Below are 13,257 nucleotides of genomic sequence, written 5' to 3'. Positions count from 1 at the left end.
CGAAGCGAGGAGCACGGGTGTCCGGTGCGGACGTGAATCTGGTACTGCGCTCGACGCGTGTCGTCACCCCGAACGGGACGCGCCCCGCAGCGGTCGCCGTCGCCGACGGGAGAATCGACGCCGTCCTGCCGTACGACACCGAAATTCCGGCCGGTGCCCGGTCGGAGGACTTCGGTGACGACGTCCTGCTGCCCGGACTCGTCGACACCCATGCCCATGTGAACGACCCCGGTCGCACCGAGTGGGAAGGCTTCTTCACCGCCACCCGCGCCGCGGCGGCGGGCGGCATCACCACCCTGCTCGACATGCCGCTCAACTCCCTCCCGCCGACCACCACCGTCGGCCATCTGCGTACCAAGCAGCAGGTGGCCGCGCGCAAGGCGCACATCGACACCGGATTCTGGGGCGGAGCGATCCCCTCCAATGTCAAGGACCTGCGCCCGTTGTACGAGGCCGGGGTGTTCGGCTTCAAGTGCTTCCTCTCACCCTCCGGCGTCGACGAGTTCCCGGAGCTCGACCAGGAGCAGCTGGCCAGGTCCATGGCCGAGATCACCGGCTTCGGCGGGCTGCTGATCGTGCACGCCGAGGACCCGCGCCGTCTGGCCTGCGCGCCGCAGCGGAGCGGGCCCGCGTACGCCGACTTCCTCGCCTCCCGGCCCCGTGACGCCGAGAACACCGCGATCGAGGGGCTCATCGCGCACGCCGAACGACTGAACGCCCGGGTTCACGTGCTGCATCTCTCCTCCGGAGAAGCGCTGCCGATGATCGCCGCAGCCAAGCGCGAGGGCGTACGGGTCACCGTCGAGTCCTGTCCGCACTACCTCACCCTCACCGCCGAGGAAGTCCCGGACGGTGCGACGGAGTTCAAGTGCTGCCCGCCGATCCGGGAGGCCGCCAACCAGGACGCGCTGTGGGACGGGCTGGCCGACGGGACGATCGACTGCATCGTCTCCGACCACTCGCCGTGCACCACCGAGCTCAAGACGCCGGACTTCGCCTCGGCCTGGGGCGGCATCTCCTCCCTCCAACTGGGACTCCCCGCCATCTGGACCGAGGCCCGCAAACGCGGCCACTCGCTCGACGACGTCGTCCGCTGGATGTCGGCCGCACCCGCAGAACTGGCCGGGCTCACCCGCAAGGGCGCCATCGAGGCCGGCCGCGACGCCGACTTCGCCGTCCTCGCCCCGGACGAGACCTTCACCGTCGACCCCGCCGAACTCTTCCACCGCAACCAGGTCACCGCCTACGCCGGCAAGACCCTGCACGGCGTAGTGAGATCGACCTGGCTGCGCGGCGTACGGATCGCCGCGGACGGCATCGTCGCCGAACCCACCGGACGCCTCCTTGGAAGGAACCGCTGACCATGACGGCGACAGCCCGCTTCACCGGCGACGCGAATCCATACGGCGGCGGCGACCCGTACGCCGACTACCGCACCGCAGACCTCCCCTTCACCGACCTTGCCGACCTCGCCGACCGGCGGCTCGGCGCCGGAGTGATCGCCGCCAACGACGAGTTCTTCGCCGAACGCGAGAATCTGCTGAAGCCGGAGCCCGCAGAGTTCGATCCCGAGCGCTTCGGCCACAAGGGCAAGGTCATGGACGGCTGGGAGACCCGCCGCCGTCGAGGCACGAGCGCCGACCGGCCGCACCCCACGGACGAGGACCACGACTGGGCACTCGTACGGCTCGGCGCGCCCGGGGTCGTACGCGGCATCGTCGTCGACACCGCCCACTTCCGCGGCAACTACCCGCAGGCGGTCTCCGTCGAGGCGGCGTGCGTCCCCGGCTCCCCGTCGCCCGAGGAACTCCTCGCGCCCGGGGTGAAGTGGACAACGCTCGTACCGCGTACGGCCGTTGGCGGACACGCGGCCAACGGCTTCGTCGTCGCGGCCGAGCAGCGCGTCACCCATCTGCGGGTCAATCAGCACCCCGACGGGGGGATCGCCCGACTCCGGGTGTACGGCGAGGTGGCCCCCGACCCCGCCTGGCTGGCCGCCCTCGGCACCTTCGATCTGGTCGCCCTGGAGAACGGCGGCACGGTCGAGGACGCCTCCGACCGCTTCTACTCCGCGGCCACCAACACCATCCAGCCGGGCAGGTCCGGCAAGATGGACGACGGCTGGGAGACCCGCCGCCGACGCGACAAGGGCAACGACTGGATCCGCTACCGGCTCGTCGAGCAGGCGGAAATCCGCGCCGTCGAGATCGACACCGCGTATCTGAAGGGCAACTCGGCAGGCTGGGCGAGCCTTTCTGCCCGCGACGGGGAGAGCGGCGACTGGACCGAGGTGCTGCCCCGTACCCGGCTGCAGCCCGACACGAACCACCGCTTCGTCCTGCCGGAGGCGGTGCGGGCCACGCACATCCGGATCGACATCTTCCCCGACGGCGGCATCTCCCGGCTGCGGGTGTTCGGCTCATTGACGGAGGAGGGCGCCACGCGAATGGCCGAGCGGCACCGCGAGCTCGCCGCCGACCATCGTGGGCGAGGTCATTAGGGCCTCCGGCTGACCGGCGCCGTTCGGGTGTGCCCGATCGGTCCGCATCCAAGGCATATGGGACCCTGAGGGCATGATCTTCATCGCCGTCAAATTCACCGTCCACAGCGCCGACCGCGACAACTGGCTCCCGGCCGTCGAGGACTTCACTCTCGCCACCCGGAAGGAGCCCGGCAATGTGTTCTTCGAGTGGTCGTACAGCGTCGAGAACCCGGATCAGTTCGTCCTGCTGGAGGCCTTCGCCTCCCCCGAGGCCGGGGAGGCCCATGTGAAGTCGCAGCACTTCGCGGCGGCGATGGACACGATGGCGGATCTCGTCGCCGTGACTCCGGAGATCATCAACGTCGAGGTGCCGGGCGAGGGCTGGTCCCGGATGGCGGAGCTCACCCCGCGCTCGCGGTGACCCGGACACCGCGGGTGGCTCCGGCTGCTCCTTGAGCCGGTCTGCCGCCACCGTCACCGCCCCACCCGTCACGGCCGGCACGACGTTCACGAAGGTCGCGTACGGACCGACGAATCCCGGCCGCGGTGCACGACGCGGGCCTGCTCGACGACGACGGCGCAGGCCCGGCGGCATAGGCTGAACCAGTCGATTGCACGCGATCGAGCCGATCAGACCGCGAGGGGCGATCCCATGTCCGATGCCAGTGGCCACGTCGATGCCGATCTGCGCGGAGTCAAGGACTTCACCGCGAATCCCTATCCGTACTACGAGAAGCTGCGCGCAGCGGGTCCCGTGCACACCGTCCGTACCGACGAATTCGAGCGGATCTGGCTCGTGGTGGGATACGGCGAGGGCCGCGCGGCCCTCGCCGACCAGCGGTTCGGCAAGGCGTGGCAGGGGCTGGTGGACCGGCCCGAGGGGAACGACCCGATCTTCGCCAACATGCTGGAGCTGGACGCACCCCATCACACCCGGCTGCGCAAGCTCGTCACCAGTGAGTTCACCGCCCGCCGGGTCGAGGCCCTGCGCCCGCGCGTCCAGCAGATCACCGATGAACTCCTCGATGCGATGGTGCCCGCCGGGCGGGCCGATCTCGTGGACGCGCTCGCCTTCCCGCTGCCGATGACCGTCATTTGCGAACTGATCGGTGTGCCGGACCTGGACCGGAACACCTTCCGCAAACTGTCGAACGGGGTCGTCGTCCCGACCACGCCGGAGCAGGAGGCCGAGGCGGTGGCCGCCATGGGCGCGTACCTCGCCGAACTCATCGAGGACAAGCGGTGCTCGCCCGGTGACGACCTGATGAGCGCGCTTGTCAGGGCACGCGACGAGGAGGGGGACGGGCTGTCGCCCGACGAGCTCGTGGGGATGGCCTTCCTGCTGCTCGTCGCCGGCCATGAGACCACCGTCAACCTGATCTCCAACGGGGTACGGGCCTTGCTCCACCACCCGGACCAACTGACCGCACTCCGCGCGGACTTCGGCCTGATCGACGGCGCGGTCGAGGAGATGCTGCGCTACGACGGACCGGTGGAGACCGCCACGTTCCGCTTCCCCCGCGAACCGGTCGAGATCGGGCAGAAGGTCATTCCGGCGGGCGAGCCGGTGCTGATCTCCCTGGCGGGCGCCGACCGCGACCCCGGCCGCTACCCGGAACCGGAACGCTTCGACATCCGCCGCGACGCCCAGGGCCATCTGGCCTTCGGGCACGGCATTCACTTCTGCCTGGGTGCGCCGCTGGCCCGGATGGAGGGCCGGATCGCGATCCGTACGCTGCTGGAGCGGTGCCCCGGTCTCGCACTGGACGCGGACGCCGGGGAGCCGGACTGGCTGCCGGGGATGCTGATCCGTGGGGTGCGCGAGCTGCCCGTCCGCTGGTGAGGTAACGGCCTGGGGGCCGACAACGGCAGTTCATCCCGTGGCGCGAGCGCCGGACCGGGCGGCGGCTCTGTCGGCGATCTCCGCGATCTCCACGGGGCGCCGCTCCCGGCCGGACACCTCGCACGCCTCCGCGATCAGCAGCGCGTACCAGGCTTCCCGCCCGTCGCACGGATTGGGCAGTTCGCCTCGCACCACCCGTACGAACGCGTCCAGTTCCGCCTCGTACGCCGGGGCGAACCGCTCCAGGAAGCCCGGCCAGGGGCTGAGCGGTGCGGCGGGGCCCTGCGGCTCCGCCGAGGTGACCGGCGTACGGTCGTCCAGGCCGACCGTGATCTGGTCCAGCTCGCCCGCCAGTTCCATCCGTACGTCGTAACCGGCGCCGTTGCAGCGAGTGGCCGTCGCCGTGGCCAGGGTGCCGTCGTCGAGGGTCAGCAGGGCCGCCGCCGTGTCGATGTCGCCGGCCACCCGGAACATCTCGGGCCCGGCATCCGATCCCGCGGCGTACACCTCGGTCACCTCGCGGCCCGTCACCCACCGCAGCATGTCGAAGTCATGGACCAGACAGTCCCGGTACAGCCCTCCGGAGAGCGGCAGATACGCGGCGGGCGGAGGTGCGGGGTCCATCGTCATCGCCCGTACGGTGTGCAGTCTGCCCAGCCGCCCCGCCCGCACGGCGGTGCGCGCCGCCGTGTACCCCGCGTCGAATCTGCGCATGAAGCCCAGTTGGAGAACGCTCCCTGCCCTTTCGACCTCGCACAGCGCGCTCAGTGTCCCCGGCAGGTCCAGTGCGATCGGCTTCTCGCAGAACGCGGGCAGTCCCGCCTGTGCGGCCTGCCCGATCAGTTCCGTGTGCGCCGAAGTGGCCGAGGCGATCACCACGGCGTCCACCCCCGCGCCGAACACCTCGGCGGCACTGTCCGCGGCCGTCGCGCCGATGCGCTCTGCGACCTCGGCCGCCCGCGCCCGGTCGGTGTCCGTCACCACCAGGGTGTCCACCTCGGGATGGCGGGCCAGCACGCCCGCGTGGAAGGAACCGATCCGGCCGGTGCCGATGAGTCCGATACGCATGGACCCAACGTGCCGCCCACCGGCTGCGCTGTCAACTATATGTCATGACAAATAGAGGGATGTTCGGTATTCATGCTGTCCGGACAACAGAACGACCTGACTACCGGAGGTTCTGATGTGGGGATACCCTCCACGCGTGCCCAGACCCACCACCGACCCCGCCGCACTTGAACTCGGCGTGGACCGCTCCAGTCCGGTCCCCCTGTACTACCAGCTGGCCCAGCAGCTGGAAGCGGCCGTCGAGCAGGGCCGGCTCGCCCCCGGCAGCCTCCTCGGCAACGAGATCGAACTCGCGGCCCGGCTCGGCCTGTCCCGGCCCACCGTCCGCCAGGCCATCCAGTCACTGGTCGACAAGGGGCTGATGGTCCGTCGCCGCGGCGTCGGTACCCAGGTCGTGCGCAGCGGGGTCAGGCGCCCGCTCGAACTGAGCAGCCTCTACGACGACCTGGAGGCCGCCGGCGGGCACCCCACGACCCGCGTCCTGCGCAACACCGTCGAGCCCGCCGACGCCTCCGTCGCCGACGCACTCGGAGTCGCGGAAGGCACCGACGTTCACCTTGTCGAGCGGCTGCGGTACGCGCACGACGAGCCGCTGGCACTCCTGCGCAACCATCTGCCCGTCGGGCTCATCGACCTGGACACCGAACGGCTGGAAACCACCGGCCTCTACCGGATGATGCGCAGCGCGGGCATCAGCCTGCACAGTGCCCGCCAGACCGTCGGCGCCCGGCTCGCCACCGCCGCCGAGGCGGCCGGACTCGCCGAGGCCGAGGGCGCCGCGCTGCTGACGATGGAGCGCACCACCTTCGACGACACCGGGCGGGCGGTCGAGTTCGGCTCCCACATCTACCGGGCCTCGCGCTACTCCTTCGATTTCCAGCTGCTCGTACGGTGACGACGGCCACGCGGCCCCGTTGACGTCTCGTACACCCACCGCTAGAACTCCCCCAGCCGCACTCGGGCGGCCGGGAGAGAAGGCGGACCCACCATGCGTACCTCTCGCAAGGCAGCAGCCCTGATCACCGTCGCCGCCATCGGCATCGCTGTCGCTCTCACCCGGTGCAGACTCATGTGCCTCGCCCCTGCCGGGCGGCTCCGTCGGCGGCTCGGGGATACTTGGCCAGCCGGGCAGGGGGTGATCCGTCCCCGGCCCCACCAAGCAGTACAGCGAGCAGCACAAGAAGGGCACGGCGTCGTGGCAAGGGTTCGGACAGGGGTACGTGCGATGGGCGCCGTGCTTGCGGTGGTGCTCGGGGCTTCCCTCGTGGGATGCAGCAGCACCGGCGGCAAGCAGGCGGAGGAGCGCGCGGCCCGGGCCGCAGCCGAAGGCCGGTCCGCGGTGAACACGCCCCGCTGGACCTTCGCCATGGTCACCCACTCGGGCGACGGCGACACCTTCTGGGACATCGTCCAGCGGGGCGCCGAGCAGGCGGCCGCCAAGGACAACGTCAAGTTTCTGTACTCGCACAGCGACGAGGCGCAGGAGCAGGCCCAGCTCGTCCAGGCCGCCATCGACCAGAAGGTCGACGGGCTGATCGTCACACTCGCCAAGCCTGACGCGATGAAGGACGTCGTCGCCAAGGCCACCAAGGCCGGTATCCCGGTGATCACGGTGAACTCGGGCTCCGCCGAGTCCAAGCAGTTCGGCGCGCTCACCCATGTCGGCCAGGACGAGTCGATCGCCGGTGAGGCCGTCGGCGACGAGCTCAACGCGCGGGGCCGCAAGAAGGCCCTGTGCATCCTGCACGAGCAGGGCAACGTGGGCCATGAGCAGCGCTGCGCCGGAGCGAAGAAGACGTTCGACGGGCAGATGCAGAACCTGTACGTCGAAGGCACCAACATGCCCGACGTCCAGGCGTCCATCGAGGCCAAGCTGCAGTCCGACAAGGACATCGACGCGGTCGTCACCCTCGGGGCGCCCTTCGCGGACGCCGCCGTCAAGGCGAAGAAGACCGCGGGCAGCAAGGCCGAGATCGACACCTTCGACCTGAACGCCAAGGTCGCCACGGCCCTCCAGGACGAGACCCTCGGCTTCGCGGTCGACCAGCAGCCCTACCTCCAGGGGTACGAGGCCGTGGACCTGCTCTGGCTGAACCGGTTCAACGGCAATGCGCTCGGCGGCGGACGTCCGGTCCTCACCGGCCCGCAGATCATCACCTCGAAGGACGCCGCCGAGCTCGCGGAGTACACGAAGCGGGGGACCCGATGAGCACGGTTGCAAGGCCGTCCGCCCCGGTCGGCGCCGATGAGCGGCTGCTGCGCACCTCGCCGCTGCGTAGGCTCCTCGGCCGCCCCGAGCTCGGCTCGGTGGTCGGTGCCGCGGCCGTCTTCATCTTCTTCTCGATCGTCGCCGACAGTTTCCTGCGCGCCTCCAGCTTCGGCACGGTGCTGTACGCGGCCTCCACCATCGGGATCATGGCCGCGCCCGTGGCACTGCTGATGATCGGCGGCGAGTTCGACCTCTCCGCCGGTGTGCTGGTCACCAGCTCCGCGCTGATCTCGTCGATGTTCAGCTATCAGATGACGGCCAACGTCTGGGTCGGCGTCTTTGTGTCGTTGCTGGTCACGCTGGCCATCGGGGCGTTCAACGGCTTCATGCTGACACGGACCAAACTGCCGAGCTTCATCATCACGCTCGGTACGTTCCTGATGCTGACCGGGCTCAATCTGGGCCTCACCAAGCTGATCAGCGGGACCGTGTCGACGAAGTCCATCAGTGACATGGAGGGCTTCGACTCGGCCCGTCAGGTCTTCGCCTCGCAGTGGACCATCGGCGGCGTCGAACTCAAGGTCACCATTCTGTGGTGGGCCGTACTCGTCGCGATCGCCACCTGGATCCTGCTCCGCACCCGCTTCGGCAACTGGATCTTCGCGGTCGGCGGCGACGCCGACGCGGCCCGCGCGGTCGGCGTCCCGGTGATCCGTACCAAGATCGGGCTCTACCTCGGGGTCGCCTTCGCGGCCTGGGTCTCCGGGCAGCACCTGCTGTTCTCGTTCGACGTGGTGCAGTCCGGCGAGGGCGTCGGCAACGAGCTGATCTACATCATCGCGGCCGTCATCGGCGGCTGTCTGATCACCGGCGGCTACGGCTCCGCGATCGGCTCCGCGGTCGGTGCCTTCATCTTCGGCATGACCAGCAAGGGCATCGTGTACGCGGAGTGGAACCCGGACTGGTTCAAGTTCTTCCTCGGAGCCATGCTGCTCCTGGCCACCCTGCTCAACGCATGGGTACGCAAGCGCGCGGAGGCGACGAAATGACGGCCCCCCAGGCACCGGCCGGCCGGGAGACGTCCCACCGGGCGCTCGTCGAGCTGGACCACGTCAGCAAGTACTACGGCAACATCAAGGCCCTGACGGATGTCTCGCTGGAGGTGCACGCGGGGGAGATCTCCTGCGTGCTCGGCGACAACGGCGCCGGAAAGTCCACCCTGATCAAGATCATCGCGGGGCTGCACCGGCATGACGCGGGGACCTTCCTCATCGACGGCGAGGAGACCACCCTGGTCAACCCGCGCGACGCCCTCGACCGCGGCATCGCCACGGTCTACCAGGACCTGGCCGTCGTCCCCCTGATGCCGGTCTGGCGGAACTTCTTCCTCGGCTCCGAGCCGACCACCGGCGCGGGCCCCTTCAAGCGCCTCGATGTGCGGCTGATGCGCGAGACGACCCGCTCCGAGCTGCTGCGCATGGGCATCGACCTGCGCGACGTCGACCAGCCGATCGGCACGCTCTCCGGCGGCGAGCGTCAGTGCGTCGCCATCGCGCGGGCCGTCTACTTCGGCGCCAAGGTCCTCGTCCTGGACGAGCCCACCGCCGCGCTCGGCGTCAAGCAGTCCGGGGTCGTCCTCAAGTACGTCGCTGCCGCCCGCGACGCGGGTCTCGGCGTGGTCCTCATCACGCACAACCCGCACCACGCGTATCTCGTCGGCGACCGGTTCGTCCTGCTCAAGCGGGGCGCCATGTCCGGCAGCCACACCAGGGCGAGCATCACGCTGGACGAGCTGACCCGCCAAATGGCGGGCGGCAGCGAGCTGGAGGAACTCAGCCACGAGCTGGAGCGGGCCCCCGGTCCGACCCGTCTCGGCGGCCGGCCGGTCGCCGACGACCCCCAGTAGCCCCGGGCCGATACCGGGCCCTCAGGAACCCGGTACGCCAGCCGCGGTGTCCCGGCAGTGGCAGAATCGAGCCCGACGGGCGCAGTCCGCCGCCGGGAGCACCGCCCCCGGCCCCCCAGACCCCGCAGGGACGATGAGCACGTACCGCGACTTCACCCACCGCGGCTCCGCCCGCGCTACCGTCCTGCGGACCGTGGGCACCCGGGAACGGCGCTCGCACCTCACGGCGCCGCGGGTACCCACCGTCGGCATCGACATCGGGGGTACGAAGGTGATGGCCGGCGTCGTCGACGCCGACGGCAACATCCTGGAGCAGTTGCGCACCGAGACTCCGGACAAGTCCAAGAGCCCCAAGGTCGTCGAGGACACCATCGTCGAGCTGGTCCTGGACCTCTCCGACCGGCACGATGTGCACGCCGTCGGCATCGGAGCGGCAGGCTGGGTCGACGCGGACCGCTCCAAGGTGCTCTTCGCCCCGCACCTCGCCTGGCGCGACGAACCGCTCCGCGACGCCCTCGCTTCCCGCCTCGTCGTCCCCGTCATGGTCGACAACGACGCCAACACCGCCGCTTGGGCGGAGTGGCGCTTCGGAGCGGGCCGTGGCGAGGACCATCTCGTCATGATCACGCTCGGTACGGGTATCGGCGGCGCGATCCTGGAGGACGGTCAGGTAAAGCGCGGCAAGTACGGCGTCGCCGGTGAGTTCGGCCACATGCAGGTGGTGCCCGGCGGGCACCGCTGCCCCTGCGGGAACCGCGGCTGCTGGGAGCAGTACAGCTCGGGCAACGCCCTGGTCCGCGAGGCCAAGGAACTGGCCGCGGCCGACTCCCCGGTGGCGTACGGCATCATCGAGCGGGTCAAGGGGAACATCCCCGACATCACCGGGCCCCTGATCACCGAACTGGCCCGCGAGGGCGATGCGATGTGTGTCGAGCTCCTCCAGGACATCGGTCAGTGGCTCGGCGTCGGCATCGCCAATCTGGCCGCCGCGCTCGACCCCTCCTGCTTCGTCATCGGAGGCGGTGTCAGCGCCGCCGACGACCTGCTGATCGGCCCCGCCAGGGATGCCTTCAAACGCCACCTCACCGGCCGCGGCTACCGGCCCGAGGCCCGGATCACAAAGGCGCAGCTCGGCCCGGAGGCAGGTATGGTCGGCGCCGCGGACCTGGCCCGGCTGGTGGCCCGCAGGTTCCGCCGTACCAACCGTCGCCGCGTCGAGCGGCACGAGCGGTACGCGCAGATCTACGACCAGGCCGCGAGCACCATCCGTAACACGCGCAACACTCGCACCCCCTAGGGATCTCCGGAGAAATGACCACAGCCGAGCACCCCGTCCTGCCGCGCCAGTCCTCGCCGCCCGACGACGACAAGCCGCCGCAGGACCGGCGCCGGTTGATCCGCCGCCGCCTGATCACTGCGACGATCATCGTGTTGCTCATCGGCATTCCGGCCGGCTATCTGCTGATCTCCGCGGGGCAGAGTCGCCGCTCCGGCCAGAACAAGGAGGCCGAGGCCTCCGCGCAGGGGCTCAGGGAGGGCTGGCCGTCCCGGATGCAGCGCCGGATCTACGAGCTGCCGATGCCCGGCAATGCCCTGGACGTGCAGTACTACGAGACCAACAACTGGAAGGCCAGCCGGCTGTACGTGGAGTTCCGCACCACGTCCGCCGGGCTCGACCGGTTCCTGAGCCGGATGGGCAGCGGCCGTGCCGCCCTGGAGACCGGCAAGGTCACCATCAGCGACCGCGACCAGCAGGTCTCGGGCTGGAGCTTCGGCCCCGGCGTCGAGTGGGCGGGCACCACGCACACCAACGAGGACCCGCGGCCCACCCAGGACATCACCGTGAACATGTCCGATCCGATGAACCCTGTCGTATATGTCGTATCTGCGGCGACGCCCTGACCGGAAGCCGGTAGACCGCTCACTGAACTGGAGCAAGTGAGCGACGCCGTGGGCGTCCCGGCCCGGGGCAGGCCGTGTGTCTCGCTCTCCCCGCCGCGACGCGGCCGGGATGGACCCGCCAGGTCCTGGCCGGGGGCCATCCGGCCCATGCGCAGCGGGCTCATGCCGGGACAGTCTGGCAGTGACCTGTACTGGGTGAGGTCGTAAGGGCGATGTCATGAAGGCACTCGCCTTCCATGGCGCGCCGGGCCCGAACGTCTTGTCGAGCACCTCACCGCAGCACTTGGCCCGCGGCACAATGCCGTCACCATCTGCGACCGACAGTGACCAAGAGGACGTGAGGACCATGGGCGAGAACATGCCCACACCCCCGCCGACCGGCGCACCGGCCGGCCAGAGCGACCTCGGGCGCCGAGTGGCTGCGCGGCGCCAGGAGCTCGGCCTCACCCGTGAGGAACTGGCCGAGCGCTCCGGCGCCGCTGCCTCGTACATCGCCTACCTGGAAGAACGGGCAGCCATACCGGACGTCCGTGCTCTTGTCGGGCTCGCGGACGCGCTGGAGACGACTGTGGCCGAGCTGGCCGGCACCACGGTCGAGCGTCCCCCCGGCCCGGGCGTGGCGCTGCCCCATGCCCGACTGGTCGCGATGAGCCACGAGGAGTGCCGGCGATCGGTTTCGACGCACGGAGTGGGCAGGATCGCGTTCGTCACGTCGCAGGGGCCTGCCGTCTTCCCGGTCAACTACGTGGTGGCGGGCGACGACATCGCGTTCCGGACCACCGCCGACGGGCTTCTCGCCGCGGCTGCGGGGACCGAGGTGGCATTCGAGGTCGATCACATCGACGACGCAATGAGCAAGGGCTGGAGTGTGATGGCGGTGGGCAGGGCAACCGCGATCACGGACGACGCGGCCATCCGGCGACTGGACCTCGTTGCCCGTTCCCTTCCCTGGGCAGGCGGTTCACGTACCCACTGGATGACGGTTACACCCACCCGGGTCACAGGCCGTCGCGTGGTGCAGCGCTGAACCTGCTGCGTGCCGCCGTCCGGCGACCGTCGTCCCGCCGTCCGCACACCTCTCGTGCCGGCACGCAGCGCCGCGGACGCCTGATCCGGCAGAGGGCCGGCGGCATGGCAGCCTCACGTCCCGGTGGTGGAACTCCCGACGTCGTCGGTCCGGTAGGCCAGGTGCTCGGTGACGGACACCACACCGTCGACGCTCCGGCACAGCCGTTCGATGATGGGAATCAGGCTCTTGAACTCGACGGGGCCGCTGAGCACGACCTGCCCCTGCCGGACCTCGGCCGTCACCGCTGAGGGATCGAGTCCCATCGTCTGCTGCAGCACGTCCCGGTTGATTTCCTCACGGATGGCATCGTCGTGGCGCAGGAAGACCCGGAGCAGGTCGCTGCGGCTGACGATGCCCAGCAGTTTGTCCGTCTCGTCCACGACGGGCAGGCGTTTGACGTTCTGCACTTCCATGAGGCGGGCCGCCTCGACCACGGTCCATTCCGGGCGCGCGCACACCGCGGGAGCCGACATCAGCTCCTCCGCTCTGGCGCCCTCGGCCTTGGCCCGCTCCCACGCCTCCATGTGCGGGATCGGTGTCAGGCCGGACGGGTCGGCCTGGTCGGAACACTTGCGCAGCAGGTCGGCCTCGGAGACCACCCCCATGGGACGGTCCAGCTCGTCCACCACGGGTACGGCGGTGACGTCGCTCTCCGCCAGCAGCTTGACGATCTCCTTGAACGGCAGGTCACGCCGTGCCCGGACGACATCCCGGGTCATGAGCTCTGCGACCGTTCGGTGATGCATGTGACTTCCCCCTTCGGGGTGTGACGGTCAGA

At 69.9% G+C, this 13,257-nt stretch carries 13 protein-coding genes; 11 read left to right on the top strand and 2 right to left on the bottom strand.

The window, feature by feature from the left end:
• The first annotated feature begins 17 nt into the window (after positions 1-17).
• The 4 genes from allB to ACH4EW_RS12220 all read left to right on the top strand — a co-directional run bounded on the left by allB (position 18) and on the right by ACH4EW_RS12220 (position 4,325).
• Complete coding sequence (gene allB / locus ACH4EW_RS12235; RefSeq protein ID WP_398255022.1) at positions 18-1,361, top strand: allantoinase AllB; 1,344 nt, start codon at positions 18-20, stop codon at positions 1,359-1,361.
• Between the two features lie 2 nt (positions 1,362-1,363).
• Complete coding sequence (gene alc / locus ACH4EW_RS12230; RefSeq protein ID WP_398255020.1) at positions 1,364-2,500, top strand: allantoicase; 1,137 nt, start codon at positions 1,364-1,366, stop codon at positions 2,498-2,500.
• Between the two features lie 73 nt (positions 2,501-2,573).
• Positions 2,574-2,903, top strand: coding sequence for a putative quinol monooxygenase (locus ACH4EW_RS12225; protein ID WP_398255018.1), 330 nt, complete (start codon positions 2,574-2,576; stop codon positions 2,901-2,903).
• Positions 2,904-3,134: 231 nt separating this feature from the next.
• The gene (locus ACH4EW_RS12220) at positions 3,135-4,325 is read left to right on the top strand and encodes a cytochrome P450 (protein WP_398255015.1); all 1,191 of its coding nucleotides are present in this window, start codon (positions 3,135-3,137) and stop codon (positions 4,323-4,325) included.
• Between the two features lie 30 nt (positions 4,326-4,355).
• Here ACH4EW_RS12220 and ACH4EW_RS12215 read toward each other — a convergent pair whose 3' ends face one another.
• A complete protein-coding gene (locus ACH4EW_RS12215) occupies positions 4,356-5,393 on the bottom strand; it encodes a Gfo/Idh/MocA family oxidoreductase (protein WP_398255013.1) in 1,038 nt (345 codons plus the stop codon).
• Positions 5,394-5,508: 115 nt separating this feature from the next.
• On the opposite strand from ACH4EW_RS12215, the gene ACH4EW_RS12210 reads away from it, so the two are divergent.
• The 7 genes from ACH4EW_RS12210 to ACH4EW_RS12180 all read left to right on the top strand — a co-directional run bounded on the left by ACH4EW_RS12210 (position 5,509) and on the right by ACH4EW_RS12180 (position 12,437).
• Positions 5,509-6,288: a GntR family transcriptional regulator gene (locus ACH4EW_RS12210; RefSeq protein WP_398255010.1), complete on the top strand. Its 780-nt coding sequence runs from the start codon at positions 5,509-5,511 to the stop codon at positions 6,286-6,288.
• Between the two features lie 330 nt (positions 6,289-6,618).
• Entirely contained in the window at positions 6,619-7,602 is a 984-nt protein-coding gene (locus tag ACH4EW_RS12205) for a sugar ABC transporter substrate-binding protein (RefSeq protein ID WP_398255007.1), read from the top strand.
• Complete coding sequence (locus ACH4EW_RS12200) at positions 7,599-8,651, top strand: ABC transporter permease (protein WP_398255005.1); 1,053 nt, start codon at positions 7,599-7,601, stop codon at positions 8,649-8,651. Before ACH4EW_RS12205 ends, ACH4EW_RS12200 begins: the two co-directional genes overlap by 4 nt.
• On the top strand, positions 8,648-9,508 hold the full coding sequence (locus ACH4EW_RS12195; protein ID WP_398255002.1) for an ATP-binding cassette domain-containing protein: 861 nt from the start codon (positions 8,648-8,650) through the stop codon (positions 9,506-9,508). Before ACH4EW_RS12200 ends, ACH4EW_RS12195 begins: the two co-directional genes overlap by 4 nt.
• A 133-nt stretch (positions 9,509-9,641) precedes the next feature.
• Entirely contained in the window at positions 9,642-10,805 is a 1,164-nt protein-coding gene (locus tag ACH4EW_RS12190; protein ID WP_398254999.1) for an ROK family glucokinase, read from the top strand.
• Positions 10,806-10,819: 14 nt separating this feature from the next.
• The gene (locus ACH4EW_RS12185) at positions 10,820-11,410 is read left to right on the top strand and encodes a hypothetical protein (protein WP_398254997.1); all 591 of its coding nucleotides are present in this window, start codon (positions 10,820-10,822) and stop codon (positions 11,408-11,410) included.
• A gap of 346 nt (positions 11,411-11,756) precedes the next feature.
• Entirely contained in the window at positions 11,757-12,437 is a 681-nt protein-coding gene (locus ACH4EW_RS12180; protein ID WP_398254994.1) for a helix-turn-helix domain-containing protein, read from the top strand.
• Positions 12,438-12,550: 113 nt separating this feature from the next.
• On the opposite strand, the gene ACH4EW_RS12175 is transcribed toward ACH4EW_RS12180, so the two are convergent.
• Positions 12,551-13,225, bottom strand: a complete 675-nt coding sequence (locus ACH4EW_RS12175) for a CBS domain-containing protein (protein ID WP_398254992.1) — start codon at positions 13,223-13,225, stop codon at positions 12,551-12,553.
• Between the last annotated feature and the right edge of the window lie 32 nt (positions 13,226-13,257).

The sequence above is a fragment of the Streptomyces sp. NPDC018000 genome (assembly GCF_044328025.1).
Classification (GTDB): domain Bacteria; phylum Actinomycetota; class Actinomycetes; order Streptomycetales; family Streptomycetaceae; genus Streptomyces.
This window is presented reverse-complemented; position numbering and strand designations above follow the sequence as displayed.

Excerpts from the sequence above, each read along its gene's own strand:
- ACH4EW_RS12205 (WP_398255007.1), top strand. The coding sequence starts at position 6,619 with ATGGGCGCCGTGCTTGCGGTGGTGCTCGGGGCTTCCCTCGTGGGATGC.
- ACH4EW_RS12180 (WP_398254994.1), top strand. The coding sequence starts at position 11,757 with ATGGGCGAGAACATGCCCACACCCCCGCCGACCGGCGCACCGGCCGGC.
- ACH4EW_RS12215 (WP_398255013.1), bottom strand. The coding sequence starts at position 5,393 with ATGCGTATCGGACTCATCGGCACCGGCCGGATCGGTTCCTTCCACGCG.
- ACH4EW_RS12175 (WP_398254992.1), bottom strand. The coding sequence starts at position 13,225 with ATGCATCACCGAACGGTCGCAGAGCTCATGACCCGGGATGTCGTCCGG.
- ACH4EW_RS12185 (WP_398254997.1), top strand. The coding sequence starts at position 10,820 with ATGACCACAGCCGAGCACCCCGTCCTGCCGCGCCAGTCCTCGCCGCCC.
- alc (WP_398255020.1), top strand. The coding sequence starts at position 1,364 with ATGACGGCGACAGCCCGCTTCACCGGCGACGCGAATCCATACGGCGGC.
- ACH4EW_RS12190 (WP_398254999.1), top strand. The coding sequence starts at position 9,642 with ATGAGCACGTACCGCGACTTCACCCACCGCGGCTCCGCCCGCGCTACC.
- ACH4EW_RS12210 (WP_398255010.1), top strand. The coding sequence starts at position 5,509 with ATGTGGGGATACCCTCCACGCGTGCCCAGACCCACCACCGACCCCGCC.
- ACH4EW_RS12225 (WP_398255018.1), top strand. The coding sequence starts at position 2,574 with ATGATCTTCATCGCCGTCAAATTCACCGTCCACAGCGCCGACCGCGAC.
- ACH4EW_RS12200 (WP_398255005.1), top strand. The coding sequence starts at position 7,599 with ATGAGCACGGTTGCAAGGCCGTCCGCCCCGGTCGGCGCCGATGAGCGG.
- ACH4EW_RS12195 (WP_398255002.1), top strand. The coding sequence starts at position 8,648 with ATGACGGCCCCCCAGGCACCGGCCGGCCGGGAGACGTCCCACCGGGCG.
- ACH4EW_RS12220 (WP_398255015.1), top strand. The coding sequence starts at position 3,135 with ATGTCCGATGCCAGTGGCCACGTCGATGCCGATCTGCGCGGAGTCAAG.